The following is a 26,632-nucleotide window of genomic DNA, read 5'->3' on the forward strand; positions in this document are numbered from 1 at the left end:
GGCGCCGGTGTGGGTATCAAGCGGTGGTGTATTCAAGACGTTTCTCCAATCGTCTGGCCAGCACAGAGCTCAAAAGGCTCGCCGCCAGGAAGATGAGTCCGGCGAGGGTGATCGCCTCGACATAGCGGAAGTTCGTGCCGCCGTAGAGCTGCGCCTCTCGCACCATCTCGGTCACGGTGATGACCATCAAGAACGGGGTGTCCTTGAACATCGAGATGACGTAGTTCGTCAGTGCGGGCAGCGTTGAACGAAGGGCCTGCGGAATGATCACCGCGGTCCACACCCGTCCCGGCGACATCGACAGCGCCGTTGTCGCCTCCCACTGGCCCGGCGGTACTGCATCGATCCCGGCCCGGTACACCTCGGCCATATACGTGGCGTAATGGATGCCGATGATGATCGTTCCGAGCACGATTGGTGGCACGCTCGTGAACACGTAATACGCGAACAGCAGTTGCACGACCAGCGGGGTCATTCGGATGAAGTTCATCACGAGTGTGATCGCAGCGCTCACTGGTCGCGTGGCCGTGCGGCGTCCGAGCGCGATGACGAGACCGAGGATCGCGGCAATGATGCTGCCGATGATCGTCACAACCAGCGTGACGCTGAGGAAGGTCCAGAGAAGGTCGGGGAGCACCGCGAGCGCGTGGTCCCAGCTCCAGAAGCTCTTGTCGTCATTCATGCTGCTTGGCCCGCTCCCTTCATGTCTGGAATCGGAGTGGTGGTGATCGTGTCACGCCACTTCCCGCCGTACCCGAGCTGGTGCTTCGCTCGGGTTTCGAGGGCGTTCATGCCGAGCGTGAGCAGGTATGCGATTGCAAAGTAGATGAGCAGTCCGAGCGAGTACGCGAAGAACACATCGGTCTGCACGCGCAGCCGGTTCAGCTCTGCGGTGAGGTCGACGATCGTGATCAGGTACACGACCGCAGTGCCCTTCAGCAGCTGGATGAGCAGGTTGTTCAGCGACGGCACCATTAGCGCCCACGCCTGCGGGAAGATCACCCGCCACATTCGCTGGGTGCGTGACATGCTGAGCGCGGTCGTTGCCTCCCACTGTCCGGCATCCACCGCGTTGATCGACCCGCGCACGACCTCCGCGCCATACGCGCCGTAGTTCAAGCCGAGGGCCAGGATGCCGGTGAGCACGGCAGGCATCTCGAGGTTGAAGGGTGGCAACGGCAGCACGAAGAAGAAGAAGAACAGTTGCACCAGCAGCGATGTGCCGCGGAACAGCTCGATGATCGTGCGCGCAATACCTCGCAGCACGATGTTCTCCAGCCGCACCATCAGGCCGAGCCCAATGGCAACGACGATGGCCAGGAGGGCGCCGCCCGCAGTCAACTGCAGGGTCATCAGGACCCCGTCGATGATCTGGGGCAGCGCCCTCCAGAGCGCTTCGAAGTTCTCGGTCACTGGGCTCGAATCAGCTCAGGTCGCCCGAGCACAGCTGCTCGGTGGTCAGGTCGGCGGGGGGCAGGTTCTCCGCTGTGAAGCCGAACGGTTCGACCAGGCCGAGGTAGGTGCTCTCGTCAGCGGTGATCTTGGCGAGCTCCGCGTTGTATGCCTTGAGCAGCTCGGTGTCATCCTGGCGGAACACGGTGGCGCCAGCGCCGATCTGCTCGACACCATCGATCTCCTGCACGAACGCCTGGGTGGTCTCGACATCGTCCATGTCTTCGGTCATCCAGTTCATCGAGACCGCCGTCAGAGCGAAGGCGTCAGCGCGGCCGGACTGCACGATCTCGATGCCTGCCTGAGCGCTGTCGACCTGCACGGTGTTTGCAATCCCGAGGTCGGCGGCGTAGCCCTCTTCGATCGCTCCGGACTGCACCGCGAGGGTGACGTCACCGGATGCGGCGATCGAGTCGAGGTCGCTGAGATCCTTCGGGTTGCCCTTCGGCACGACGAGGGTGGTGGTGTACATGATCTCGGGGTCGCTGAACGCGGCCTCTTCGCAACGCTCAGGAAGGATCGACATTCCTGCGCTGATGACATCCCAGCGGCCAGCGTTGAGGCCGGGGATGAGTGAGTTCCAGTCGACCTCTTCGACCTTTACGTTGTCGATTCCGAGGCTCTTGAAAATCTGTTCGTGCATCGCGATCGTGGCGCCAGTGGGCTCGCCCCCCTCGACCCAGGAGTAGGGCTGCTCCGAGGCGATCGCGAGGGTGATCGTGCCCTCGTCCTGTGCTTTCTCGAGCGTGCTCATGCTGTCGTCCCCGCTGGTGTCACCCGCCGAGCAACCGGCAAGCAAGCCGAGTGTGAGGGTTCCGATGGCCGCCGTGGCAATGCCGACTCGCGCTGTTCTCTTCGTCATGATGTCCTCGCGTTCCGTGTGAATTCGGTCTGGGTTTCGTATGTCAGGGGTACCGTGGCCCGTCCGGGGTTGCCGGCAGGCCGGGGTAAGCCGTGGAACAGACTATGAATTCTGTCGAGGAATGTACAGTCAGACGCGCAGATTGTCGACAAGTATACAAAAACGTGATCATGGGGGAGACTTGAACTCGCTACGTTGACTTCGCGGATCGGCGCGGAGGACGCACAATGAGATGCTCGCGGTTTACGCGACGCCTGGAAGGGATGCCCTATGGCTGCACAGACGCCTCGCGTGGTCTCACCGGTGTCTATGGTGCGCGTCGCGCGACCATCCACGGTTGACCTCATCGTCACCGAGTTGAGAAACGCCATCTTCACCGGAGCGCTGCCTGTTGGCAGTCCCATCGGAGAGGTCGAGATGTCGTCGCAGCTGGGAGTCAGTCGCAGTCCGCTGCGCGAGTCGACACAGCGCCTCGTGCAGGAAGGGCTGCTCACAGCATCCCCCGGGCGCGGCATGCGCGTCAGCGTCATCGGAGCCGAGCATGTCGCCGACGTCTACGACGCGCGCCTTGCCATCGAAGGTCACGCCGTACGCCTGATCGCCGCCGCCGGAAATGCGTCCGTGATCAACGCGCTCGAGGCCGCCTACGCCGAGCTCGTCACTGTCAGCGAAGGGACGGATGCGCGCACTATCGGCGACGCAGACCTCGAGTTTCACCGGCTTCTGGTCGACTCCGCCGGCAGCGGTCGGCTGTCGGGCTACATGACAACGCTCGCCATCGAGACGCGCATCGCCAGCTTCAGCAACCCGAACGGTTACACCGTGCGCCGGTCAGTCTCCGAGACGTATCGCCAACTGCTCGACGCGCTCGCCGCAGGAGACGGCGCGGCCGCGTTCGGCGCGCTCGAGCGGCAGTTCGGCGAGGCTGTTGCTCGCCTCACCGGCCAGGATGATGAGGTCGAGACCGTCGAGACCCCGCCCGACGAGGAGCCGCCTGCCCTCGGCCCGATCGAGTTCACAGAAGAGGGCTGACTCAGCTTGCTGGCTGCAGCACGAGGGTGTCGACTGTTGCCTTGTCGACGGCATCCGCGCTGAACGCCCATGGCGTCTGGATGCCGGCAGCCCAGTTCTCGGTCTGGTCGGTGTAGTGCGGGTTGAACGCGTGACCTGACGCACCGGTGAGGTGGTTCCACGTTGAGGCGTCGAAGTCGGACATGTCGATGACCATGCGCATCGACGGCACGTTGGTCGTCGCGTAGGACGTGCCGAGGTCCCATCCGGTGGCGTTCACGACCGATGCGCCGCCGCCGACCGGATACGGACCACGGTTGAACAGCGCCTCGATGGGAGCGATGCCGGAGGACCCGAGCGTGTCGCTGGTGAGAGTGATGGCGTGCAGGGCTCCCCAGTTCCAGTTGGTGACAACATTGCCCTGGAGCCCGGCGAGCTCGTCGTACGCGTCTTCGGCAGAAAGCGCGAGCATCTCGTCTATGCTTGACACGTCGAGCTTCTCGTTTGACCAGAGCGGATCGCTCGGGTCGTCCAGCAGAGCAGAGACCACCGTGAAGAGCCGCCCTTGGCCGCCGTAGGGCAGCGGTTCGGAGCGGTTCTCAAACAGGTTTTGCACGAGGTTTGACCACAGCACGTTTGCGTAAGCGGCGGCAGCAGAGGACGCATCGTTCTGGGCGTCCCAGATGCGCAGGAGCTCAACAGCATCCTTGGGGCCCTTGCCCGATACGTCAACCTTGCCCATCACGGTGGCCAGGCGCTTGCCGATCCACATCTCGTTGTCACTCTGGATCTCGCTCATCTCCTGCACGGTGAGAGGGCCCGCAGCGGCGCGGCGCTCGATCATATCCACGATGCGTGCGGCGCGGTATCCGTAATCCCAGTCGCGCGAGAGGAAGTACTCGTAGTCGTCAGTCACGATGGCGTTGTTCGCCGTGACGATGTACCCGGATGTCGGGTTGTAGGAGACCGGCAGCTTCTCGAAATCGATGAAGCCCGTCCAGTCGTAGCTGCTGTCCCAACCCGGCTGCGGCACCCAGCCGTCGCCAGCGCCGCGAATCGGCAGGCGTCCGGGCGCCTGATAGCCGATGTTGCCTTCGACGTCGGCGTAGATGAGGTTCTGTGCGGGGACATCGAAGAGGGATGCCGCGTACCGGAAGTCTTCGAAGTTTTGTGCCGTGTTCAGCGCGAAGATCGCGCTGGCTGTCTTTCCGGGGTCGAGCGCGGTCCAGCGCAGGCTGACTGCTGTTTCCGCATCCGCAGCGCTCTCGGCCGCTGACGCCGTTGAAGGGTCCGAGGCCAACCCCGCATCCGCAATCGCGGTGAAGTCGTCGGTGAGACCGGAGATGATCGGCCCGTGCACGGTGGAACGAATCGTGAGGTTGATGTCGTCGCCACCGGCAACCTTGATCTTCTCTTTGCGCACCTCGAGCGGTACGAGTGCGCCGTCGCGCCAGTACGATTCACCCGCCACCTTCTCGATGTATAGATCTGCGACGTCGGTCGTGAGGTTCGTGAAACCCCAGGCGACCTGCGCGTTGTGACCGATGACCACACCAGGCAGGCCTGAGAACGAGAAGCCCGCGACGTCGAACGGACATTCTTTGGAGACTTTGGAGCACTTCAGCTGCACCTGGTACCAGACTGACGGAAGGGATGCGCCGAGGTGCGGGTCGTTTGCAAGCAGCGGCATCCCGCTTTCGGTGAGAGAGCCAGATACAACCCACGAGTTCGAGCCGATGCCCTCGCCGACGTCGCCGACCAGCAGGCTTGCGGCCTCGATGACACTGGACGCTTCGTCCCACTCGATCGTTGTCACTGCCTGCGCCCCAGTGTCGCCATCGTCGTTCGTCCCTGGAGCGAATGCGGGCACGGTGGTGGTCTCGAGGGCCGGGACCGTCGAGATCTTCGGCACAATGACCGGGTTCCGATCGAACGGGTAAGCGGGGTAGAGCTGTTCGAGCAGCCGCTGCGTCTCGTCGGGGGCGGCACCTTCTGCGGCATCGAGCTCTGCGGTGAGCAACGCGCGTTCGGTCTCGTCTTCGATGTTGGTTCGCAGATCCCAGGCCATGGCCTTCAACCACGCGACCGAATCAGCCGGTTCCCACGGCTCGATGGTGTACTCCGGGTTTTGCATGCCGATGACGGCATATTCGAGTGAAAGGTCGGCGCTGTCGCGCTCGGCGATGTACGCATTCACTCCGTCGGCGTAGGCCTGGTAGTAGGCGAGGGTCGTCTCATCCATGTCTTTGACCTCTTGCTCGGCGACGTCACGCCAGCCCAGCGTGCGCAAGAACATGTCCGTTGCCGCCTGAGATTCGCCGAACATCTCTGCAACGCGGCCCGAAGTCACGTGCCGGCGGAAGTCCATCTCGAAGAAGCGATCCTGCGCGTGCACGAAGCCCTGCGCGTAGAACAGGTCGTCCGTGGAATCCGCCGTGATCGTCGGAACGCCGAGCTCATCGCGCTGCACCATCACATCGGCGTTCAGCCCGCTCACCTCGATCTCACCGGAGGTCTGCGGGAACGAGCGCTGGATGGTCCAGACCACGAAGAAAGCCGCTGCAACGGCAATGACGACGAGACCGGCGAGCACGCCGAATGCGATCCGTCCGACGCGACTTCCCATCTTTCGTCGGGACACGGCGGGGTCGGCGGGTGCAGTCGTCATTGAGGTTCTTTCGGGTCGTCAATGGGATCCGGTCATGTGTGGAACCCGGAGCGCGTTTCGGGACGCACTCCGGGAAGCCTAGTCGGATCGGTGCGGTTCGATATAAGGCACGGCGGGTGGCGTCCCTGTGCAGGGCGAGTGCGCGTGTCACATGAGTTTCGTGGACTCCAATGCGCGCAGCAGCTTCTGATTGAAGCCGATGAGCGGGAGGCGCAGCACCAGACCGAGCAACAGGGCGGGCAGCGCGAACGCGGACAGCAAGCCCAGCGATACCCAGAAGTCGTTTTCGTAGATACCGGCGATCGCGGAGCGCATTGCGTTCACCGCGTGCGTGGCGGGTAGGAACGGGCTGATGTTCTGGAACCACTGCGGAAGCACCTGCAGCGGGTACGCACCACCGGAACTGGAGATCTGCACGACGAGCATCAACACGGCCAACGCCTTTCCGGCGTTCCCGAAGGTCACGACGAACGTGTAGATGATGAGCGTGAACACGAGCGACATCACCCAGCCGGTCAGGATGAGCAAGAACGGATGCTCGGGCTGCACCTGCGTGAACAGCACGCTGCCCAGGCACACCAGCGAACTCTGCAGGAACCCGACGAGCGCGAAGATGCCGAACCTGCCGACATACGTCTGAGTGGAAGTGAGGGCAGGAAGGTTGGAGGCGTCGCCCCGGGGCGGGTCGACGCGGATGGACACCGAGATCAGCAGTGCTCCCACCCAGAGTGCGAGCATGGTGTACAGCGGTGTCATCGCTGCACCGAAGCTGACGACCGAGTAGACCGGCACCCTTTCTAATGTCACGGGCTCTGCGAGATGGGTGGCCAGCGACTGCGGGTCGCCGCCGATCACCTCGGTGAGCTCGCTGAGGTCGCCGGTATCCATGGTCTTCGTCAGTGCAGCGGCGAGGGCGTCGAATTGATCCGCCGTCTCGGTGAGAGAGCTCGAGATATCAGTCGTCAACGACTCCGCGTGCACGAGTGTCGTGTTCAGCGAATCCGATCCCGAAAGCGACTCTGCCACGGATGAGAGATCGCCGCCGATCGAGTCGATGTCGCCGCCGATCACGGCCAGCGTCTCTGCGAGTGCATCGAGCTTCGGCTGCAGACTGCCTGTGTAGGCGTTCTGAGCGTCGTCTACCGCAGCCTTCGCGTTCGCGATCAGTTCGGTGATCTCCGCGTGCGTGGCTTGGATGTCGGCATCGGTTTCGGTGATGTGCGTCGCTGCTTCGGCGAGACGATCGTGCAGATCCTGCTGTCGCGCGATCGACGCGTCGATGCGGGCCACTGCCCGGTCGAACGAGTCCTGTGCCGATTCGGGAAGGAGCGGGCGGACATCATTCACCAGGGTGTCACGCAGCTGTTGCTGCTGATCGATCTGGGTCTGCACCCGCGTCGCCACGGCACGGATCGTGTCTGCAGAGCTCGCGGACTGCGCATTCATCGACGAGAACACCTCGTCGATGCTGTCGGCCACGGCCTGATAGCTGTCGGCCGTGCTGGACAGCGCGTCGCCGATCGTCGCAGCCGTCGACGTGAGAACGCCCTCCAGCGACTGGGCGGCGTCCCTTCCGGTGCCCAGCGCACCTGTGGCGTCCCGTAGTGCGTCGCCGGACGCCGATACCAGCCCGGACGCGCTGTTGACCAGCGGCCTGCTCGAAGCGATCAGCGAGGTGAACATGTCGGCTGTCGCCGATGCGGCGCGAAGTTGCGCGCCCACCTCGCCGGCATGCGCCTGCAGTCGCGACAGTGCGGACTGGGTGTCTGCGTCGTCGAGATACCCGGACAGCGAGGTGATGATGTTCAGAGCGACTTCGCTGAGCTTCTCTGTGAACACCTCGTTGATGTTCGTTGAGACTTCGCCTGCGCCCTGCTCGGTGATCTTCGGGGCGAGGGCGTTCTTCTTCTCGTTCGTGTAGTACTCGATCTGGATGTGCTCGGAGCCGTTCGAGTAGAAGGTCATCATGTCGGTGCTGAAGGTCGGTGGGAGCACAATCGCGGCGTAGTACTCGCCGGACTTTGTGCCGTCGATCGCCTCGTCCTCCGAGGTGATCACCCAGTTCAGATCGTTGTTCGCGCGCAGCTCCGACAGCACTTGCTCGCCGACGTTGAGGCGAATTGGAACGAGGTCGCTCTGGTACCCCTCGTCGGTGTTGGCGACGGCGACGGTGAGGTTCTCGGTGTTCTCGAACGGATTCCAACTCGCGATGACGTTGAACCAGGTGAACAGGGACGGGATCACGACCAGGCCGAACAACACGATGACTGTCATAACGCTGCTCGTCGATCGGCGCAGGTCGTGCCGGAACAGGTGCAGGATGTTCTTCATTCGCGCTCCTGCCGTTCCTGCGTGTCATCGGCGTCGCCATCCGGCTGCTCGGTCTCGTCGTCCCGTTCGTCCGCACGTTCGTCATCGGTCGCGAACAGATCCTCGTCATCGACCGCGAACAGATCCTCGTCATCGACCGCGAACAGATCCTCGTCATCGGTCGCGAACAGATCCTCGTCATCGACCGCGAACAGATCCTCGACATCAGCGTTGGCGTCGTCCGTTTCCTCCGCATTCTCGACATCGACGGGATGCTCGAGCACTGCGGTGCGGGCGGGGGCGGGCTCGGTCGCGGCAACGGGAGCGGAGACGGCCAGCAGAGACGCATCGCCAGCGTTCTCGATGGCCAACGTCTGGTGCAGGTCTGCTTCCGGCATCTCGCCGACCTCGGCTGACTGTTCGATGCTCTGTTTGATGTACTCCAGCGCCACGAGGAAGGCGATGAGGATCAGGCACCACAGAGCCCACAGGCCGAGCATCGTCGCTTTCGCATCCGGTACGAGCCACGCGGCGACGGCGAGTACGGCCATGATCGCGACGCCCACGATCCCAGTGAGCCGCAGCAGAGTTGGATACCGGTCGGTGAATCGCCGCGCGCGCTGCGCAACCTCTGCGCGAAAGCCCTCACCATCCGTCAGCGCACGGATGACCTCCGGCGTGCGACGGCGGCCGGTGATCTGCACGTCCTCGCTCACCATCAGCTGGCTGTCGGCGAGTCGGCGGTTGAACAGCAGAGCGAAGTTCCCAAGTCGACGGCGCAGGAACAGCCCCAGCACGAACGCGAGCACGACGAAGATCGCGAGCGCCCCCATGAACTGCCAGTAGTGGCCGTCGTAGAAGCCGCTGATGGTCTCGCGCAGCGCATCGATGCCGTAGGTGAACGGCAGAAACGGGTACAGCCCACGGAAGAAGTCCGGCATCATCTCGATTGGGTACAGCCCTGATGCTCCGGGGATCTGGAAGATCACCAGCAGGATGCACAGGCCTTTGCCGACGATGCCGAAGCAGACCGACAGTGCGTAGATGATGCTGAGGTAAGCCAGGCCGATGAGCACACCGGTCCCGACGAACGCGAACGCGTTCACGGTCTGAACGCCGATGACCAGGTTGCCCACGCAGACGAGGACGGCCTGGAACACGGCGATCGATGCCAGCAGCATCCAGCGCCCCAGGTACGCCTGACGCACGGATACGCCTTCCACGCCTTCTGTGTCGACTTCGAGCCGCAGGATGACCATCAGCACGAAAGCGCCGATCCATAGGGACAGGTTCGTGAAAAGAGCGGCCATCGCGGAACCGTACGCTTCGGTGGGGAACAGGACCTTCTCGTCGACCTCGACGGGAGAGGCCATGAACTGGGCGATCTGATCGGCGTCCAATCCGCTGATCGTGCTGAGCCGGTTCCACACGTCCGCAGCGCTGAGGGCCAGGACGTCGGTGCGTACGCCGCCGAGACCGGACTGCGCGGCGGCGAGATTGTCGTCGAGTGCTGTGAGCGCGGTCGTGGTCGCCGTGAGCTGAGTCTTCAGGCCCGCCAGCAGGCTTTGGGCCTGTGTCACTTGGGTTCGCTGCGCGCCCAGCGCGGACGCGAATGCATCCGCGCTGGAGGACAGCGCCGACATCGCACTGTTGAGTTCGGGGACGCTTTGTATGAGCGCATCTCGGATGGCACCTGCCGACGTCGACGCGCTGCTGACGGCGGAGTTGATCGTGTCCGCAGACTTCTTGACGGAATCGATCGTGCTCGAGACGTCGGTGTTCAGCTGGGTCAGCTGGTCGAGCACTTCCTGATCGGCGGCATTGCGCTCCTTGAGCGCGTCGATCGCTTTGCTGAGCCGCTGCGCCGCCTCGGACGCGGAATCGGTGTCGTCGAGTATCGCCTGCAGTTCGTCGAGCGCGGTGCCGTTCGCCTCGATCACGCTGGAGAGGTCGTCGATCGCCGTGCCCACCGCGACGTTCGCCTGTTGCAGGCTGGTGGACAGCGTGGCGATCGACGCGTTCATCTTCGATGAGGCGTCGGCGAGAAGGGTGGCTCCGGAGACGTACGCCGATGTGACCTTGTCGGTGAACGTCAACAGTTCCTTCTGCGCTTCGGCGGCGATGGTCTGGGCCTGGGCGACGGCGCCCTGCACCTCGCCGAGGGTGGTGTCGACATCGCTCAGCGTCGACACGGCGCTGTCGAGTCCCGCCTGTGCACCGGTCAGTCCGCTCTGCAGTTCGGTGATGCGCGTTCGTGCGGTGTCGACCTTGCCGGCTGCATCGTCGAGGGCGGTGACGGTGGTGTCACGCGCGTCGGTGAGCCGGACCTCAGCATCCTCGCCGGCATTCTTCAACTGGTTGGTGACGGTCTCTGCGACCACCGATACGAAGGTGCTGTTGATCTGCGTGTCGAGCGTCGAGGCGCCGACATCGGTGATCTTCGGGGCGATCGCGTTCGCTTTTTCGTTGACGAAGTACTGCAGGACGGGACGCGTGAACTCGCCGCTGGTGATGCTGATGAAGTCGCGGCTGAAGTCCTTGGGGATGACGATCGCGGCATAGCTACGGCCACTCTTGACGGCATCCATCGCCTCGTCCTCATTCATGAACTCCCAGCCGAGCTGGTCGTTCTTCTTGAGCTCGGTGACGAGTTCGCCGCCCACATCGATGTCTCCGGTCAGATCGGAGGTGGCTCCGTCGTCCTGATTGACGATCGCGACGCTGACGTTCTGAGTGTTCGAGTACGGATCCCAGAAGGCGACGATATTGAACCAGGCGTAGAGGGAGGGTGTAACGATGACGCCGATGATGATGATCCACGCCTTGCTCACCCGCGCGAGTCGGCCGATGTCGCGCCTGAACACACTCCAGGCGTTGTGCATCAGACCTCCTCCGTGCGCTGTGCGGCATGTTGAGCATAAGACGTCACGCGGCGGCCTCGATGATTTCTGGGCGGGCGGCGAGTAGCGCGTCGGCCTCCTGCCACGAAAGCCCGGCGATGCTCAGCACTGCGCGCACGGCGGTGGTGGCGGCATCTGGGCCGACGACGTCAACCCTCACGACCATGCGGGCGGTCTCTTCGATGAGGCGGGCGAGAACGTCGTCGGGGATGTCCGTGCGCAGCGCGTTCGTGCGGCGGCCGCGCTCGACAATCTCCGCCACGGTTTTGCGCAGCGGGGCAAGGGCGGCAGCGGTGTCGGCGACGTGCGCATCGTCGAGCGCGATGGCCGTCACCGTCTGGATGTGCGCAATGTGGTGCCAGAGTCGCGCGGCGAGTTCTGCCAGCGCGATGGGCGCCTCGTTGGCGAGTGGCTGTTCGGCGATTGCGTTGAAACGCTGCGCGCCGGTGCGTATGAGCTCAGCGATCAGGGCTGAGCGGTCGTCGAAATGGCCGTACAGCGCGCGACGCGACAGTCCAGCGGTGCTGGCGATCAGATCGATCGAGGCATTCGGGTCCTGAGCGAGCGCGACGCGGGCGGCGGTGAGGATGCTGGTGCGATTCGCCTGCGCATCGCGGCGGGGTGCGCGAACTGTTGACATGCCTTCAGCCTACGATCCTGCACATGCATGTGCAAGATCAGGCGCGGCGGGTACGACAATTTGGGGGCCGAAACGACGGACGTCGGACGGATCACGTGGAATCGTCCGACATCCGTGTATTCGGCCCCCCATTGTGTGGGGCCGGGACTGTCAGTCGGTGCCGGAGTCGAAGGCCGCGCCCTCGGATGCCGAGTCCACTGCATCCGCCAGGGCGTCATGCGCTCCGCCAGAACCGGTGATTTCGGATGCTTCACCAGCCGTGACACGGCCGACGAGCTCACCGGTGGCGCCGCCGACGAGGCCGAGGCTCGCGTACTGCTCGAGGCGCGAGCGCGAGTCGGCGATGTCGAGGTTGCGCATGGTGAGCTGGCCGATGCGGTCGATGGGGCCGAAGGCTGCGTCCCCGACGCGCTCCATGGAGAGTTTCTCCGGGCCATACGAGAGGTTCGGGCTGGTCGTGTCGAGGATGGTCCAGTCGTCGCCGCGGCGGAGGCGAATCGTGACCGTGCCCGAGATCGTGAGGCCCACCCAGCGCTGGATCGACTCGCGCAGCATGAGCGACTGCGGCTCGAGCCAGCGGCCTTCGTACATCAGGCGGCCCAGGCGGCGGCCCTGCTCGTGGTAGGTCGCGAGGGTGTCTTCGTTGAGGATGCCGTTGACCAAACGCTCGTAGGCAATGAACAGCAACGCCATACCGGGCGCTTCGTAGATGCCGCGCGACTTCGCCTCGATGATGCGGTTCTCGATCTGGTCGCTCATGCCGAGGCCGTGGCGGCCACCGATGGCGTTCGCTTCGAGGACGAGGGCGACCGGGTCGCTGAACTCGGTGCCGTTGAGGGCAACCGGGCGGCCAGCCTCGAACGTCACAGAGATGTCTTCGGTTTCGATCTCGACGGAAGGATCCCAGTACTTCACGCCCATGATCGGGTCAACGGTCTCAAGCGACACGTCGAGGTGCTCGAGGGTCTTCGCCTCGTGGGTGGCGCCCCAGATGTTGGCGTCGGTCGAGTACGCCTTCTCGGCGGAGTCGCGGTAGGGGAAGCCGTGCTCAACGAGCCACTCGCTCATTTCCTGACGGCCACCGAGCTCGGTGACGAAGTCGGCGTCGAGCCACGGCTTGTAGATGCGCAGGCGGGGGTTGGCGAGCAGGCCGTAGCGGTAGAACCGCTCGATGTCATTGCCCTTGTAAGTGGAGCCGTCGCCCCAGATGTCGACGCCGTCTTCCTTCATCGCGCGCACCAGCATCGTGCCGGTGACAGCGCGGCCCAGCGGCGTGGTGTTGAAGTAGGTCTTGCCGCCGGAGCGGATGTGGAACGCACCGCACTGCAGTGCGACGAAGCCCTCTTCGACCAGAGCTGTCTTGCAGTCGATGATCCGAGCGATCTCGGCGCCGTACTCCAGCGCACGGTCGGGGATCGACTCGATGTCGGTCTCGTCGGGCTGACCCAGGTCGCCCGTATAGGTGCAGGGCACGGCACCCTTGTCTCGCATCCACGCAACAGCAACGGAGGTGTCAAGACCCCCGGAGAAGGCGATGCCGACGCGCTCGCCGACGGGCAGGGACTGAAGGACCTTGGACATGGGATTCATTCTATCCAGCGCATGGGCTGTCCCAATCCGAGCATCCGATCTGGAAAACCCGGATGATCTGTTGTCTCGACGGAGTGTCGGATGCTGCCACGCCGCGGCGCGCTCGGATGATCTGCGTTTTCCACCGGGGCGCCGGTTCCGCCGGGTCCACCGGGGGAGCCGGGCGGACGAGGACGCGTGGGCGTAGCCTGTGCGCATGGGTCAGGCAGTTCTCTGGGGCGCAGTTGCGGCAGCCCCCCTTTTCATCGGCGCGGTGCTCGCCATGCTGCGCAAGTGGCCGCCGCGGTGGCTCGGCATCGTGCTCGGCTTTGGGGCCGGGGCCTTGATGTCGTCGATCGCGTTCGAGCTGTGGGAAGAGGGGCTGAATCTCGCCGGCCCCATTCCGCTCGTCGTCGGTGTCGCCGCCGGTGCGCTCTGCTATTACATCGGCGATCGGATCGTCGAGCACCGCTCCTCCTCGAAAGGCTCGGCGGGTGGTCCGCTGGCGTTCGGGGCTCTGCTTGACGGCATCCCTGAACAGCTCGTTCTCGGCATCGGTCTGGCATCCGGTCACGGCGTGAGCGTCGCGCTCATCATCGCGATCATCGTCTCGAACCTGCCAGAGTCGATCGGATCTGCCGCCGACCTGCTCGACGGAGGCATGAAGCGCTCGCGTGTGCTGACGCTGTGGGCGGGAGTCGCGGTCGTGTGTGCGCTCGCGACGATCGCTGGCGCAGCGCTGGCGGATGCTGTCGGGCCCGAGTTCCGTGCTGGAGCCAGCGGCTTCGCCGCCGGCGCGCTCCTCGTCATGCTCGTGGACTCGATGATTCCCGACGCACAATCCAAGGCGAAGGAGTCGACCGGCCTGGCAACTGTGCTCGGGTTCGCGCTCGCCGCAGGGCTGTCGTTGGCGGGGTGAGCCGGCATCCCCGTCCGAAGCGTGGTCAGACCAGACGGAAGTCGACGCCGAGTGCCCGATAGGTTGGTGCGGCGCGTCGGTCACACGAAAGCAGTGTGATTCCGGCGGCTCTTGCCGCGAGCCCGACAAGCCCGTCGTAGACCGCTCCGCCTGCGATCCCCGCATGTACGAACGTGGTCGGCGCCCGGAGAGCATCGGTAGCCGGGAGAGCAGTGGAACGCGGGAATACCCGCTCTACGATCTGCGCGGCACGCTCCGGCTGGACCCGCGCCGACCCTGGCAATCTCGTCAGAACCGAGAATGTCTCGAACAGTGCGTGGCCGGAAAGCCCGAGCACCAATCCGTGCGTCGCCTCGCTCACGCTCTCGTGTGCGGGATCCACGTCTCGTATCAGAGCTATCGCAGCGCTCGTGTCGAGGAGTAGATCAGCGCTGGTCGGCAAGGCGCAACTCGCGGATTTCTTCTGTCGTGAGAACGGGTCCTCCGGTGATCACGAGCCGCCCATTCTTCTCGACGACGTTGTCGTGCACCTCGACTTCGATGCGGACCCCGGTGCCGTCAATGATCAGATCAACCGGGCCGGGCAGCATCCCGAGGCGCTCGCGGATGACCGCAGGGATGACGATTCGCCCTGCCTTGTCCATGGTTGCCTTCATGCCATCACGATACCATTCGAATGGTATCGTGGGGCCCGGGCCGGGTCAGTACCCCGGATAGTCCTTCATGAGCTTCTCGAACTCGGCCTGATCGGCCTCGCTGAGTAGTTGCGGTGCCAGGAAATAGATCTGCAGCCCCTCGAGCGGCTCGCCGGTGCGGGCGTTCTGCGCCTCTCGCTCGGCCTGGAATGAGCCGTCCGGGTCGTGGGAAAGGTCGTAGATGATGGCGTAGAACCGCAGCGGGTCGGGGTAGTTGTCGTTGTACCACTCCCATGTGTTCTGCGTCTGAGGGTCGGTGCTGCCGTAGAACTTCTCCAGAACCGAGCCATCCAACCCCGACGAGGGATCGTTGAACGAGTACATGTCGTACATTCCGTATTCGTACAACACATCCTGAATGACATCCATGACCGCGAGCTTGCGGTTGTAATCCTGGATCGGCTCATTCGTCATCCATGGCACGGAGATGTACTGCACCAGCATCGACTCTCCGCCGTAGCCATTGCGTTCTGGACGGAGGTCTTCCTTTGCGACTTCGGTCCAGGTGTACCCGAATTCCGCGCTCAGTCGGCGGCGGATTTCGGTGAGCGCCGCGTCACTTGTGGTGCGCACCTCTTCCAGCGACGGCTGCGAGAGAATCTCGCTCGCCGAAGTGTCCTTGATGCCGGGGTATGCCTCTTCATGCTTCTGCTTATCAGTCTTCTCACCCTTGTAGCTGCCGGATGCTGAGGTCTGCAGCGCACTCATCGCACCGACAGTCGCGACATTGAACAGGAGCGTGACGACGAGAGCGGATGAGGCGAGCACCCGCCCGCGGCGAGAGAACAGCGCTGCGATGATGATGCCGACCACGACCAGCTGCAGCGTCAGCATCGTGACGCCGTAGATCGCATCGGTGCCGCCGGTAAACAGCGTACCGAGCAGGATGACGGCGAAGAGGATGCCGGCCACCAGAGCGACCCAGCCGATCACGTTTGCCGGCTGCTTGTCTGTGGGTGCCTCGGCTGTGCTCGTGATCAGTGCGGGTGGGGCACCGGAGGGCAGGGCAGGTGCGGGCGCTGCGCGCCGGGCTCCGTGATAGCCACCGGGTGGCGGCACCGGAGGTGCGCCCTCGGTGCCGGCCAGATACCGTGTGCGCTGCTTTTCTGGATCTACCATGGCTTGTCCGTCCCGCTGCCGGGTGCGTCCTCGTCGCCCTGCTGGTTCTGTTCGCGCTCTTCCGCACCCTGCTCGAGGCGCTTTTGGATCTCGTCGAGCTTGTCCTGGTCAGGCTGCGACGGCTGCTCTTGCTCGTCGCCCTTGTCGCCACCATCCGGCGGGGGCTGCTGACTCTGCTGCTGCTTCTCTTGCAGGCGCTTCTCGAGGTCGTCGAGAGTGTCGCTCATGCTGCGGTCGGGGTCAGGCGACTGCGAATCAGCCTCCGGGGTATTGCACTCCTCGGGCGTCTCGGCGGTGATCGTGAGACCTTCACCGTAGAGCTTGGCGGCGCCGACACCATCGCCGGCGGTGACTGCGGCATCGCCCTGTCGTTCGATGACGAGTGCCAGGTTCACGCGCACCGCGCAGACGTCGAGGCCCTGCGCCAAAGTCAGCCCCTCTTCCAGCTTCGCGCGCGCACCGTCGAGATCCTCTGCGCCGGCAAGCGCCGTGCCGACGTTGTACGGCGCCTTGAACGGCTCGAACCAGTTCAAGAACTCCTGGCGTTCGGCAGCTGACGTCGAGCCGGCGAAGTCGCCGACAATGTACGTCGTGATTGCCTGGTGTGCGAAGGCGTACATGGTCAGCATCTTGCCCACGAACAGCAGCGCAACAATCGTCAGTGGCAGCGTGCCGATTGCGACCCAGCGGCGGATCTGGCGGCGCTTGCGATTCGATGCGAGCAGAGCGGCCGCGGCATCCGTCTCGGTGGGAGCGTTCATCGCGCACCTCCCCGGGTTGCCATTCCACGCATCTGCGCGATGAGCATGGTTGCTCGAGCGAGTTCGACACCGAGCAACAGCACCATGACGAGTGCGGCAACCCAATAGAGCTCGATCACGTTGCCGACCGACCCGGAGTCGGTGTAGTTCTTCGTCGTCGCCGGCGCCTCGGGCAGCGTGAGCTCAGTGTCGGCTGAGCGCAGCTGAACATCGACTCCGAGCTCGTCGGCGATCGTCTTCAGATTGTCCTCATCGATCACAGACATTGCCTGCGCACCCTCGTATTCGATGTACTCCGAACCGCCGCCCCCGAAGGCGCCGGTGGTGATCTTCATCGGACCGCCCGCGGTCGTGCCATAGCCGAGCACCGCACCGCCGTCGACGTACTCGGCGCTCTTCGAGAACGACTCCGGATCGCTGGTCACGGTCTGCTCGCCGTCGCCGAGGTAGAACACCATGCGCGAGCGGTCAGGTGCCGACTCGGCCGCATTCGCCAGCGTCTCCGCCAGCATCTTGTTGGCGATGCCGATCGAGCTCCCGCGAGACTGCGCGGTCACCTCAGGATGCAGGATCTCCAGCGACGAGATCAGCGCGGTGGTGTCGGTCGTCAACGGCAGGCGCAACTCCGCCGACGCATCGAAGGTCAGCAGCGCGAAGCGCGCGCCTGGATACTCATCGACGATCGACTGCACATCGTCGCGCACGCCCTCAAGCCGCTGGCCCTTGCCATCCCAGTCTTCGGCGGCGATGCTCGCCGTGGTGTCGACGACGACGATGATGTCGGTGTCTGTGGCGAGCGTCTGCGTCGCGCCGCCCGGGATGCCGGGGCGCAGCAGCATCAGGAAACAGGCGAGCAGCATCAGCAGCCGCAGCCCCCACAGGAAGGGCGAGGCGCCGGTTGCTGAACCGCTGCCCGACCCTGTCGAAGGGCGCATCGACTTCACCAGCATCCGCACCACGACGAACGCGACCGGCGCGAACAGCAGCAGGAGCAGGAAGACGTTGAGAACAGGTTGGAAGATCACAGTCGCACCCTCCACAGCAGCACGAGAAATCCGAGCCCTGCGACGAGCAGAAGCGCGATCCACACGTTCGGGGTGTCGGTCCACACGACCTGCGCCTGACCGCGCAGCTGAGTGGCATCCTGCTCCTGAATATCGGCGACGATGTCACCAACCGTCGTGGTGTCGCGCAGGCCATACGCCTCGCCGCCGGTGGTCTGGGCGGCAGTGATGAGCTCTTCGCTGATGGCGGTGTTCACGCCCTGCACCGGGTTGAGCGCGAAGACGCGCACGCCCACGGATGCCGCGTAATCTGCCGCTTCCTGGAGGCTCACGATCGAGTCGCCGTTCACCTCGTTGTCGGTGGCGAGGATGATCGAGCGCGAGCGCTCGTCGTCAACGTGATCGAAGCGCATGACGCAGGAAGCGAGTCCGTCGCCGACGAGCGAGGCACCGGGGCCGTTGAGGGTGCCGACCCAGTGCTCGGGGATCTCCTCGATGTAATCGAAGCTCTCTCGGATGCTGGCCAGATGCGTGCGGATGAAGTCGTAGTCGTCCGTCAGGGGAAACACCTGTACAGGAGAGCTGTTGAAGATCGTGAGCCCGATGCGCTCACCCTCGAGACCGTTGAGCAGTTCTTCGAACACGCTGAGCACCTCGACATCGACCTCGCTCATCGAACCCGAGACATCGAGGCAGAGCATGATGTCGCGGCTGGTGTTGACCGGCTGAATCGTCTCGGATGACATCGGGCGCGCGGCAACGACTCCGCCGATCACGGTGGCGATCACGCCGAGAGCCAGCACACCTGCGAGAGCGATTGTGCGCCGCCGAACGGCGTGCTGGAACGACGGCAGTGCGCGAACCCGCTCTGCGCGGGCGATCTGAGCGCTCGGCAATGCACGGTGACGCGCGTTGCGACGCAATCCGATGAGGAGACCGATGACAACTGCGACGACGATGACGGCGACGGCGATGAGGATGATCCACCAGTTGGCTAGTGCCATGAGGCCACCACCTTGCGGGCAGCTTCGGCTCCGGCGACCGGGTCGACTGAGGGACCCTTGCGGAAGATGCTCGGATAGTAATACCGATGCATTGCGTCGACGAGTGCCGGCTGCACGCCGAGCCGCACTAGGTCATCGAGCGCGAGCACGGGGGCCTCGAGCCCGCTGTACTCGTTGACGAAGGTGCGCACGACCCGGCTGAGCTCGAGGTTCGCTTGGCGTGCCGTGAGCGCGCCGGCGCGGTAGTCGCCCTCGATCTGTCCGATGCGCTCGTTGTACTCCTGTCGCAGCATTGTGAGCACGTCGGCGGTCATCGGCATCTCCACTTGTCCCTGCACCACGATGCTGCGGCGGGGCTTGGTGAAGTGGATCAGCAACCATCCGGCGAGGATGAGGAAGGCGATGATGCCGAGCGCCAGCAGCATCCATCCCCACCCGTACTGCGCTGGTGGGTACAGCTCATCAGGAGCGGACATGCGCCCTCCGATTCAGCATGCGCAGCAGCGCCGACACAGCGTCATCCTGAGTGTCGAGGGCGGTGTGGCTGATCTCGAGTCGATCGAGCAGGCTTGCCAGCCGCGCGGCATCCGATTCTTGCTGGGCGAGAAGTTCACCGAGCACTTCGGGGTCACCGTGCACGAAATCGGGAACATCCCACCGGGTGTTCACATCGCTGCGCACAGTGTGCGAGGCGTGATCGAGCACCGGGTTTGCATCGCGGAGAGTGACCCACAACACGTCATGCTGCACGCGCATGCGACGTAGCATCCGCTCGGTTTCGTCGGTGACCGGTGCCTCGTCGGTGACGACGACGACGATCATGCGACGCGCCATCGTGCGGGCGACGTACGAGAGCAGTGCGTCGCGGTCGCTGGGAGCGGTGCTCTGGGTGATTGCGGCGTCGATGGTGCGGAGGGCATGCTCGAGCGCACCCTCGCTGCGGCCTGGCGCGCGCCTGCGCACCTGCTCGGCGTCGCCGTACACAACGCTGAAATCGTCGCCGTGCCGCATGGCCAGGATGCCGAGGGCTCCGGTCGCCAGGATTGCAAGGTCTTTCTTCGGCTTCTCATCGTGCGCGATCGCGGTCATGGAGCGACCCGTATCGACGACGAAGAGGATGGTGTGCATGCGGTTGGCGCGATGCCGCTTCACCAGCGGAGTGCCCAGTCGTGCTGTGGCCCGCCAGTCGATATCGCGCACCTGATCGCCGTACTCGTATTTGCGCAGGTCTTCGAAGTCGAGGCTGCGCCCATGCAGCAGCGACGCATAGGCGCCATCGAGCGCATGCATCGACTTCTGTCTGGAGTGGATGAAGAGCTTGCTCTTCACCTGCGTGATCAGGCTGGCCATGAAGGACTACGGCGTCGGCACCGACGCGAAGATCTGGTCGATGATCTCCTCGCTGCGGATGCCTTCGGCGTCGGCCTCGAACGTGAGCAGCACGCGGTGGCGGAGCACGAGGTGCCGGAGCGTCCGAATGTCTTCGGGCAACACGTGGGTGCGGCCGTTGAGCAGGGCCAGTGCGCGGGACGCCTGCAGGAAAGCGATGCTCGCGCGGGGGCTCGCGCCGTACTTGATGTAGCGCGCGCGGTCCTCACCGATGTACGGACCGGGGTTACGGGTGACGTATGCGATCGAGACGATGTAGTTGCGGATCGCGGCGTCGACGTAGATGCGGCTGGCGACGTCCTGCAACAACTCGACATCTTCGAGAGTGACGGCGCTGGAGACATGGCGGTCAGGGTCGAGGACGCCGGAGTCGATGCGTCCGAGGATCTCGAACTCGTCCGCGGGACTCGGATACTCGACGATCTCCTTGAGCAGGAAGCGGTCCATCTGCGCCTCGGGCAGCTCGTAGGTGCCCTCCTGCTCGATGGGGTTCTGCGTCGCGATCACGAGGAAGGGCTTCGGCAGGTGGTGCACCTCGCCGCCGATGGTGGTCTGGTGCTCTTGCATCGCCTCGAGCATCGCCGACTGCGTCTTCGCGCTGGAGCGGTTGATCTCGTCGAGCAGCACGAAGTTTGCGTGCACCGGGCCGAGAACTGTGCGGAATGATCCGGTCGCGGCGTCGTAGATCTGGTTGCCGGTGATGTCGCTGGGGAGGAGATCCGGCGTGCACTGAATGCGCTTGAACTGGGCCTTCACGGTGTCGGCGAGTGTGCTGGCCGCGGTGGTCTTGGCAAGGCCGGGGACGCTCTCGAGCAGGATGTGTCCACCGGCGATGAGCGAGATGAGCAGGCTCATCCGCAGCCGGTCCTGGCCGACCATCTTCGCCGAGTAGGCGTCGGAGATGATCTTCAGCACATCAGCCGCGCGCTTCATCTCGGCGTCGGTGGGTGTGGTGGCATTAGTGGTGGGCGCCGCCGATGCGACTGGTGGCGCCAAAGCTTCGGGAACCGCCGGGCTCGCAGAGGGCGCAGGCGTTGCGGTAGGCGTCGCGGTTGGCGTTGCCGGGGACGCAGAGGCGGCATGGGCGGCGGAGACCGCCGGGGGCGGCGGAGGTGCAGATGGTGAACCCATGGTGGTGGGGTATGAATCGTTCATGCTGGTCTCCTCGCTGGCGCTGGGGACGCAACACGATCGACCCCCGACAAACAGCGTAACCGCTGGGGTTTCGCTGACCGGCATCCGAGATAGGGCAGAAATGCCCATCCAGACCCGCCGAATCGTCAGGTCACGCGGGCGCCGCGGCGCCGTCCCACCCAGACCACGAATATCGCGACGGCGACGATCGCGACCGCGATGCCGACGACGTAGGCAGAGACTCCGAGGTAGCCGCCCGGGACGAGATGCGGGTCAAGGAATGGGTACGGATACCACCAGGGGTTGCCCGTCGCGGGCGCGATGATCATGTTCGCGCGGATCAGTGTGTACGCCACCCACGCGACCGGGAAGATTGCAGCGACAGCGACGGTGCCCCACCCGAGCGCCCGCCGGCGCGGAGCGAACAGCACGTCGGCCAGCAGGAACAAGGGGAAGACGACGTGGAGGACCTCGTTCGACCACGGCACCGTCACGCCCTGTGGAAGTTCGACGTTGCGCAGAAGCGTGTTGTAGACGATCCCAGTGACGATCATGTATGTGCTGACGCACACGAGGAGCACGGCGAGTCCCCGCGGCTCAACCTTGATGCCACCCCGTTTTGTCAGGGCCCAGACGGCGAGCACGATCAGCACGATGGCGCCGATGAGGTTCGAGAGGATCGTGAAGAAGCTCAGGAAGTTCGCTGTGACGGTCGGAATGTGTGAGCCCCACTCGGTGGGGGTGCCGATCGCGTTGCTTATCGTCAGCGACAGCTGAGCGATGATCGCCGCGACCGTCAGCAATGCCGCGGCGAGTCGTGCGTATGGCCACCAGTTCATGGGTTGCCTCCCGAGGTCACTGTAGCGGGCGGCCCGGCAGAGGCCTTCGCTAGGATGGAACTGCCCATTCGGGCCATCTATACCGGCAGAGACCCAGGGGGGTTACCCATGCCAGGAATTGTGATCGTCGGCGTCCAGTGGGGCGACGAAGGTAAAGGCAAGGCAACTGACCTGCTCGGTGAGCGCACCGACTGGGTTGTGAAGTTCAACGGCGGCAACAACGCCGGACACACTGTCGTCATCGGTGACGAGAAGTATGCGCTGCACCTGCTGCCCAGCGGCATCCTTTCGCCCGGAGTGCACCCGATCATCGGCAACGGCGTTGTCGTCGACCTTGAGGTGCTCTTCCAAGAACTCGAGGCCCTTTCCGCGCGCGGGATCGACGTCTCGCGCCTGCGGATCAGCGCCAACGCGCACATCATCACGCAGTATCACCGCACCCTCGACAAGGTCACCGAGCGCTTCCTCGGCAAGCGCCAGATCGGCACGACCGGCCGCGGGATCGGACCGGCATATGCCGACAAGATCAACCGCGTCGGCATCCGGATGCAAGATCTCTTTGACGAGAACATCCTGCGTCAGAAGGTCGAAGGCTCGCTCGAGCAGAAGAACCACCTGCTGGTGAAGATCTTTAACCGTCGTGCCTTCACGGTCGACGAGATCGTTGAGGATCTGCTGTCGTACACCGAGCGGGTGCGCCCGATGGTCGCCGACACCGGTCACCTCATCGCCGAAGCACTCGAGCGTAAAGAGGTCGTCGTGTTCGAGGGCGGCCAGGCCACCATGCTCGACGTCGACCACGGCACCTACCCGTTCGTCACCTCGTCGACCGCGACGGCGGCGGGCGCGGCATCCGGTTCAGGTGTCGGGCCAGGATCGCTCGACCGCATTGTCGGCATCGTCAAGGCCTACACGACGCGTGTGGGCGCCGGGCCCTTCCCGACCGAGCTGTTCGATGAGACCGGCGAATGGCTGCGCCAGACCGGCTTCGAGTTCGGCACGACCACGGGGCGCGAGCGCCGGGTGGGCTGGTACGACGCCCCGATCACCCGCTACGCGACACGTATCAATGGCATCACCGACCTCGTGCTCACCAAGCTCGATGTGCTGACTGGGCTAAAGACGATTCCGGTGTGTGTCGCCTACGACGTCGAGGGCGAGCGGTTCGACGACGTGCCGGTCAACCAGAGTGCCTTCCACCACGCGACGCCGATCTACGAGAACTACCCCGGCTGGAGTGAAGACATCACCAAGGCCCGCACCTTCGATGACCTGCCGAAGAACGCGCAGGACTACGTGCTCGCGCTCGAGAAGATGAGCAACACGCGCATCTCGGTGATCGGCGTCGGCCCGGAGCGCGACCAGGTCATCGTTCGCCACGACCTCGTGGACTGATGACGCAATTCTGGGTTGGCGGATACGGACCCGGAATGGACGGGGATGCCACCGGCATCGGCCTGCTCGAGGGGGATGAGGGGCGCGAGCCGCTCACGCTCGCTTACCGCGGTGCTGTCACTTCGACGGCGTCGCCATCGTGGTTGGCGCAGCATCCGTCACTTGAAGTCATCTACGCGGCGCTCGAGGGTGCCGGAACCGTGCAGGCATTTCGACGCACGGAAGAGCGCGCACTGTCACCTATCGGTCGGCCCGTCGAGGTCGGCCAATCCGTCTGCCACCTCGCAGTCGCTCCCACCGGCGCGTACCTGATTGCCAGTTGCTACGGCGACGGCCGGGTCGTGCACATCGGCTTGGATGCTGCGGGCGCGATGCTCGTACCGAAGATCGCGGATGCCGCGTCCGACCCCTATGGGATCGGATCTCCCGAGGAGCCAGAGCTGTTCGCCGGTGCGGTATCGCTGCGCGAAGCCGACGCGCTGTTCGGACAGTTCGAAAAGGATGCCGCGGCTGAGGCCTCTGCGGCGAGCGAGATGCTGGCGGCGGCGATGGCCTCCGCCGGATTTGAGCTTCCGAGCGCCGCCACTGAGCGGGACGCTGTGCCGGAGGCCGCCGAGCTCGTCGCCGAGGATCCAGCCACTCGTGCCTCCCACGCCCACGCTGCCGCTTTCCTTCCGGACGGCAGGATCGCGACCACCGATCTGGGGTTCGATCTCGTGCGGATCTGGCGACCGGGCCCCTCTGGACTCATCGCCGACCACACGATCGCGCTACCCTACGGGGTGGGTCCGCGGCACATGGTCGTTCACCCGAGTGGACACCTGCACGTCGTGACCGAGTACTCCTGCGAGGTGTTCACGCTCGCGGCGGCCGCGAGCGGAAAGTGGCAGATCGTCGCAGTCACGCTTGCGACGCCTGCCGCTCAGATCGGCTTCGACTTCGCGGCCGAACTCGCGCGCTCGCGGGACGGGGCGACGCTCTACACGGCGCTGCGCGGCAGCAACACGATCGCCGCCCTCCGCGTTCGTGGTGCTGGCGAGACTGTTGAGCCGATCGCGCTCGCCGATTCAGGAGTCGACTGGCCGCGCCACCACCTGATCCATGACGGCACTCTGCTCGTCGCCGGGCAGCGCTCCGACCAGATCAGCGTGATCGATCTTGATGAGCGGACTGGCACGCCCCGCGGCATCCGCCACCGCGCTGCGGCGCCCGCGCCGACGCACCTGCTACTCGCCCGCTGAGTCCCGGGGCCGGCGGCTCCGCCGGCCGTCCGCTCGGCTGATCTGGTGAGGCTCGGCCGCTCGCGGTCGAGGCTGTTGCATCGCTCGGAGGGTGTTGCACCCGTAGGAGGTTTGTGGTCAATCTGCCCTACCGGCGCAACAGGCTCCGACGTGCGTAACGCTCGGATGGGAACAAACTCGGTGACATCACGTTGCAGGTGAGCAAGACTGGGCACTTGACGGAAGGCGCAACGATGGCGACAGACGAATATGACCTCATCGTCCTGGGCGGAGGTCCGGTTGGCGAGAATGTCGCAGACCGTGCCGTGCAGGCCGGACTCACCGCGATCATCGTCGAGAGCGAACTCGTCGGCGGCGAATGCTCGTACTGGGCATGCATGCCTTCTAAGGCATTGCTCCGCTCGGCCCAGGCGCTGCGCGCAGCTCAGAACGTGGATGGTGCCAAACAGGCCGTGACCGGCACGCTCGATGTGCGAGCCGTCCTCGCTCGCCGCGACTCATTCACCGCGAACTGGTCGGATGACGGGCAGGTGAAGTGGCTCGATTCGGCCGGTATCGACCTGGCCCGCGGCCACGGCCGCATCAGTGGTGAACGCGAAGTCACCGTGACCGACCCCGACGGTGCGACCCGCGTGCTCAAGGCGCGGCATGCGGTTGCGATCAGCACCGGGACGTCCGCCTCGATCGCGCCGATCGACGGATTGGCGGATGCTGCGCCCTGGACAAGCCGCGAGGCGACGAGTGCGCAGGAGATTCCGGCATCCCTCGCGATCATCGGCGGCGGCGTGGTCGCAGTCGAAATGGCCACGGCATACGCGTCGCTCGGCGCGAAGGTGACCGTCATCGCACGGGGCGAGCTTCTTGCCAATATGGAGACTTTCGCCGGCGAGCGGGTGGGCGCGGGGCTCCGCGAGCTCGGCGTGGATGTTCGCACGAAAACCGACACTGCGCGCGTGCGCCGCGATGCGGAAGGCGTCACAATCACCCTCGGCGACGGCACCGAAATCATCGCCGACGAGGTGCTCGCCGCCACCGGGCGCACTCCGCGCAGCGCCGACATCGGGCTCGGCGCCGTCGGCCTCGAGCCGGGGCGCTACATCGAGACGGATGACACGCTGCGGGTTCCCGCCAGCGACTGGCTGTATGCCGTGGGTGATGTGAATGGCCGTGTGCTGCTGACGCATCAGGGCAAATATCAGGCGCGCGCAGCGGGAGATGTGATCGCCGCACGTGCGAAAGGCGAAGACGTCGATGATGCGGCCTGGGGACGCCACGTCGCTACCGCCGATCACGCGGCCGTGCCACAGGTTGTATTCGGCGAACCGGAGGTCGCCTCGGTCGGGCTGACGGCAAAGGCCGCGGAGGAGGCCGGATACTCCACTCGCGTCATCGATCAGGATCTCGGTGCGGTTGCAGGAGCGAGCCTTCGTGAAGACGGCTACGCCGGTCAGGCCCGGATGGTCGTCGACACGAAACGCGACGTCATTCTGGGCGTGACCTTCGTCGGCCCCGACGTCGCCGACCTGTTGCAGGCCGCGACGATCGCCGTCGTCGGAGAGGTACCGATCTCTCGGCTGTGGCACGCGGTGCCCGCGTACCCGACCGTGAGCGAGGTCTGGTTGCGACTATTGGAGCAGTACGGTCGGGCCTCGGCGTGAGTCCCATCCGATCGCGCGTCTGCTCCGAATATCCGAAGAGCCTGCCCCGGATGTCCGGGGTA

23 protein-coding genes are annotated in these 26,632 nt (G+C 64.7%); 5 read left to right on the forward strand and 18 right to left on the reverse strand.

All coding sequences use genetic code 11. From position 1 onward, the window contains the following. Nucleotides 1-16: 16 nt before the first annotated feature. Genes ehuD through ehuB form a run of 3 tightly spaced genes read right to left on the reverse strand, consistent with a single transcriptional unit; the run spans nucleotide 17 to nucleotide 2,314 of the window. Nucleotides 17-682: an ectoine/hydroxyectoine ABC transporter permease subunit EhuD gene (gene ehuD, locus DC31_RS14330; protein ID WP_036281081.1), complete on the reverse strand. Its 666-nt coding sequence runs from the start codon at nucleotides 680-682 to the stop codon at nucleotides 17-19. Next, a complete protein-coding gene (gene ehuC / locus DC31_RS14335; RefSeq protein WP_036281084.1) occupies nucleotides 679-1,413 on the reverse strand; it encodes an ectoine/hydroxyectoine ABC transporter permease subunit EhuC in 735 nt (244 codons plus the stop codon). Before ehuC ends, ehuD begins: the two co-directional genes overlap by 4 nt. A 10-nt stretch (nucleotides 1,414-1,423) precedes the next feature. After that, on the reverse strand, nucleotides 1,424-2,314 hold the full coding sequence (gene ehuB / locus DC31_RS14340) for an ectoine/hydroxyectoine ABC transporter substrate-binding protein EhuB (protein ID WP_036281086.1): 891 nt from the start codon (nucleotides 2,312-2,314) through the stop codon (nucleotides 1,424-1,426). Nucleotides 2,315-2,584: 270 nt separating this feature from the next. Between ehuB and DC31_RS14345 the strand changes: the two genes are divergently transcribed. Beyond that, complete coding sequence (locus tag DC31_RS14345) at nucleotides 2,585-3,346, forward strand: GntR family transcriptional regulator (protein WP_051607002.1); 762 nt, start codon at nucleotides 2,585-2,587, stop codon at nucleotides 3,344-3,346. A gap of 1 nt (nucleotide 3,347) precedes the next feature. On the opposite strand, the gene DC31_RS14350 is transcribed toward DC31_RS14345, so the two are convergent. From DC31_RS14350 to argG, 5 genes are all read right to left on the reverse strand, one after another. Beyond that, nucleotides 3,348-5,993: a penicillin acylase family protein gene (locus tag DC31_RS14350; protein WP_051607004.1), complete on the reverse strand. Its 2,646-nt coding sequence runs from the start codon at nucleotides 5,991-5,993 to the stop codon at nucleotides 3,348-3,350. Nucleotides 5,994-6,140: 147 nt separating this feature from the next. Beyond that, entirely contained in the window at nucleotides 6,141-8,324 is a 2,184-nt protein-coding gene (locus DC31_RS14355) for a YhgE/Pip domain-containing protein (protein ID WP_036281088.1), read from the reverse strand. Further along, on the reverse strand, nucleotides 8,321-11,185 hold the full coding sequence (locus tag DC31_RS14360; RefSeq protein ID WP_152545443.1) for a YhgE/Pip family protein: 2,865 nt from the start codon (nucleotides 11,183-11,185) through the stop codon (nucleotides 8,321-8,323). The genes DC31_RS14355 and DC31_RS14360 overlap by 4 nt, the downstream gene beginning before the upstream one ends. Nucleotides 11,186-11,228: 43 nt before the next feature. Next, nucleotides 11,229-11,843 (reverse strand): TetR/AcrR family transcriptional regulator, encoded by a 615-nt coding sequence (locus DC31_RS14365; protein ID WP_036281090.1) that lies wholly within the window; start codon nucleotides 11,841-11,843, stop codon nucleotides 11,229-11,231. Nucleotides 11,844-11,993: 150 nt separating this feature from the next. After that, nucleotides 11,994-13,424, reverse strand: coding sequence for an argininosuccinate synthase (argG, locus tag DC31_RS14370; RefSeq protein WP_036281092.1), 1,431 nt, complete (start codon nucleotides 13,422-13,424; stop codon nucleotides 11,994-11,996). Nucleotides 13,425-13,629: 205 nt separating this feature from the next. Here argG and DC31_RS14375 point away from each other — a divergent pair, with 205 nt between their 5' ends. Continuing rightward, nucleotides 13,630-14,331 (forward strand): ZIP family metal transporter, encoded by a 702-nt coding sequence (locus tag DC31_RS14375; protein WP_036281094.1) that lies wholly within the window; start codon nucleotides 13,630-13,632, stop codon nucleotides 14,329-14,331. 25 nt (nucleotides 14,332-14,356) lie between these two features. On the opposite strand, the gene DC31_RS14380 is transcribed toward DC31_RS14375, so the two are convergent. The 10 genes from DC31_RS14380 to DC31_RS14425 all read right to left on the reverse strand — a co-directional run bounded on the left by DC31_RS14380 (nucleotide 14,357) and on the right by DC31_RS14425 (nucleotide 22,276). After that, nucleotides 14,357-14,773: a PIN domain-containing protein gene (locus DC31_RS14380; protein ID WP_036281096.1), complete on the reverse strand. Its 417-nt coding sequence runs from the start codon at nucleotides 14,771-14,773 to the stop codon at nucleotides 14,357-14,359. Next, nucleotides 14,757-14,987, reverse strand: coding sequence for an AbrB/MazE/SpoVT family DNA-binding domain-containing protein (locus DC31_RS14385; protein ID WP_235201537.1), 231 nt, complete (start codon nucleotides 14,985-14,987; stop codon nucleotides 14,757-14,759). Before DC31_RS14385 ends, DC31_RS14380 begins: the two co-directional genes overlap by 17 nt. Before the next feature lie 45 nt (nucleotides 14,988-15,032). After that, the gene (locus tag DC31_RS14390) at nucleotides 15,033-16,145 is read right to left on the reverse strand and encodes a hypothetical protein (protein WP_036281099.1); all 1,113 of its coding nucleotides are present in this window, start codon (nucleotides 16,143-16,145) and stop codon (nucleotides 15,033-15,035) included. After that, nucleotides 16,139-16,906: a hypothetical protein gene (locus tag DC31_RS14395; RefSeq protein WP_036281101.1), complete on the reverse strand. Its 768-nt coding sequence runs from the start codon at nucleotides 16,904-16,906 to the stop codon at nucleotides 16,139-16,141. Before DC31_RS14395 ends, DC31_RS14390 begins: the two co-directional genes overlap by 7 nt. Then, complete coding sequence (locus DC31_RS14400) at nucleotides 16,903-17,931, reverse strand: vWA domain-containing protein (RefSeq protein ID WP_036281103.1); 1,029 nt, start codon at nucleotides 17,929-17,931, stop codon at nucleotides 16,903-16,905. Before DC31_RS14400 ends, DC31_RS14395 begins: the two co-directional genes overlap by 4 nt. Then, nucleotides 17,928-18,914 (reverse strand): VWA domain-containing protein, encoded by a 987-nt coding sequence (locus DC31_RS14405; RefSeq protein WP_235201538.1) that lies wholly within the window; start codon nucleotides 18,912-18,914, stop codon nucleotides 17,928-17,930. The genes DC31_RS14400 and DC31_RS14405 overlap by 4 nt, the downstream gene beginning before the upstream one ends. Continuing rightward, nucleotides 18,905-19,390, reverse strand: coding sequence for a hypothetical protein (locus DC31_RS14410; RefSeq protein ID WP_036281105.1), 486 nt, complete (start codon nucleotides 19,388-19,390; stop codon nucleotides 18,905-18,907). Before DC31_RS14410 ends, DC31_RS14405 begins: the two co-directional genes overlap by 10 nt. Further along, nucleotides 19,377-20,264 (reverse strand): DUF58 domain-containing protein, encoded by an 888-nt coding sequence (locus DC31_RS14415; RefSeq protein ID WP_036281107.1) that lies wholly within the window; start codon nucleotides 20,262-20,264, stop codon nucleotides 19,377-19,379. Before DC31_RS14415 ends, DC31_RS14410 begins: the two co-directional genes overlap by 14 nt. 6 nt (nucleotides 20,265-20,270) lie before the next feature. Beyond that, nucleotides 20,271-21,236, reverse strand: coding sequence for an AAA family ATPase (locus DC31_RS14420; RefSeq protein WP_051607006.1), 966 nt, complete (start codon nucleotides 21,234-21,236; stop codon nucleotides 20,271-20,273). 347 nt (nucleotides 21,237-21,583) lie between these two features. Next, a complete protein-coding gene (locus DC31_RS14425) occupies nucleotides 21,584-22,276 on the reverse strand; it encodes a Pr6Pr family membrane protein (protein ID WP_036281111.1) in 693 nt (230 codons plus the stop codon). A 108-nt stretch (nucleotides 22,277-22,384) separates the two neighbouring features. On the opposite strand from DC31_RS14425, the gene DC31_RS14430 reads away from it, so the two are divergent. The 3 genes from DC31_RS14430 to DC31_RS14440 all read left to right on the forward strand — a co-directional run bounded on the left by DC31_RS14430 (nucleotide 22,385) and on the right by DC31_RS14440 (nucleotide 26,570). Beyond that, nucleotides 22,385-23,671, forward strand: coding sequence for an adenylosuccinate synthase (locus tag DC31_RS14430; RefSeq protein ID WP_036281113.1), 1,287 nt, complete (start codon nucleotides 22,385-22,387; stop codon nucleotides 23,669-23,671). After that, nucleotides 23,671-24,912 (forward strand): lactonase family protein, encoded by a 1,242-nt coding sequence (locus tag DC31_RS14435; RefSeq protein ID WP_036281115.1) that lies wholly within the window; start codon nucleotides 23,671-23,673, stop codon nucleotides 24,910-24,912. Before DC31_RS14430 ends, DC31_RS14435 begins: the two co-directional genes overlap by 1 nt. A gap of 233 nt (nucleotides 24,913-25,145) precedes the next feature. Further along, nucleotides 25,146-26,570, forward strand: a complete 1,425-nt coding sequence (locus DC31_RS14440) for a dihydrolipoyl dehydrogenase family protein (protein WP_036281117.1) — start codon at nucleotides 25,146-25,148, stop codon at nucleotides 26,568-26,570. Nucleotides 26,571-26,632 lie beyond the last annotated feature (62 nt).

The sequence above is a fragment of the Microbacterium sp. CH12i genome, assembly GCF_000685355.1.
Lineage (GTDB): Bacteria > Actinomycetota > Actinomycetes > Actinomycetales > Microbacteriaceae > Microbacterium.

Coding starts and splice junctions, on each gene's coding strand:
- ehuD (WP_036281081.1), bottom strand. CDS start 682: ATGAATGACGACAAGAGCTTCTGGAGCTGGGACCACGCGCTCGCGGTG.
- ehuB (WP_036281086.1), bottom strand. CDS start 2,314: ATGACGAAGAGAACAGCGCGAGTCGGCATTGCCACGGCGGCCATCGGA.
- DC31_RS14345 (WP_051607002.1), top strand. CDS start 2,585: ATGGCTGCACAGACGCCTCGCGTGGTCTCACCGGTGTCTATGGTGCGC.
- DC31_RS14350 (WP_051607004.1), bottom strand. CDS start 5,993: ATGACGACTGCACCCGCCGACCCCGCCGTGTCCCGACGAAAGATGGGA.
- DC31_RS14355 (WP_036281088.1), bottom strand. CDS start 8,324: ATGAAGAACATCCTGCACCTGTTCCGGCACGACCTGCGCCGATCGACG.
- DC31_RS14360 (WP_152545443.1), bottom strand. CDS start 11,185: ATGCACAACGCCTGGAGTGTGTTCAGGCGCGACATCGGCCGACTCGCG.
- DC31_RS14365 (WP_036281090.1), bottom strand. CDS start 11,843: ATGTCAACAGTTCGCGCACCCCGCCGCGATGCGCAGGCGAATCGCACC.
- argG (WP_036281092.1), bottom strand. CDS start 13,424: ATGTCCAAGGTCCTTCAGTCCCTGCCCGTCGGCGAGCGCGTCGGCATC.
- DC31_RS14375 (WP_036281094.1), top strand. CDS start 13,630: ATGGGTCAGGCAGTTCTCTGGGGCGCAGTTGCGGCAGCCCCCCTTTTC.
- DC31_RS14385 (WP_235201537.1), bottom strand. CDS start 14,987: ATGAAGGCAACCATGGACAAGGCAGGGCGAATCGTCATCCCTGCGGTC.
- DC31_RS14390 (WP_036281099.1), bottom strand. CDS start 16,145: ATGGTAGATCCAGAAAAGCAGCGCACACGGTATCTGGCCGGCACCGAG.
- DC31_RS14395 (WP_036281101.1), bottom strand. CDS start 16,906: ATGAACGCTCCCACCGAGACGGATGCCGCGGCCGCTCTGCTCGCATCG.
- DC31_RS14405 (WP_235201538.1), bottom strand. CDS start 18,914: ATGGCACTAGCCAACTGGTGGATCATCCTCATCGCCGTCGCCGTCATC.
- DC31_RS14410 (WP_036281105.1), bottom strand. CDS start 19,390: ATGTCCGCTCCTGATGAGCTGTACCCACCAGCGCAGTACGGGTGGGGA.
- DC31_RS14415 (WP_036281107.1), bottom strand. CDS start 20,264: ATGGCCAGCCTGATCACGCAGGTGAAGAGCAAGCTCTTCATCCACTCC.
- DC31_RS14420 (WP_051607006.1), bottom strand. CDS start 21,236: ATGAAGCGCGCGGCTGATGTGCTGAAGATCATCTCCGACGCCTACTCG.
- DC31_RS14425 (WP_036281111.1), bottom strand. CDS start 22,276: ATGAACTGGTGGCCATACGCACGACTCGCCGCGGCATTGCTGACGGTC.
- DC31_RS14430 (WP_036281113.1), top strand. CDS start 22,385: ATGCCAGGAATTGTGATCGTCGGCGTCCAGTGGGGCGACGAAGGTAAA.
- DC31_RS14435 (WP_036281115.1), top strand. CDS start 23,671: ATGACGCAATTCTGGGTTGGCGGATACGGACCCGGAATGGACGGGGAT.
- DC31_RS14440 (WP_036281117.1), top strand. CDS start 25,146: ATGGCGACAGACGAATATGACCTCATCGTCCTGGGCGGAGGTCCGGTT.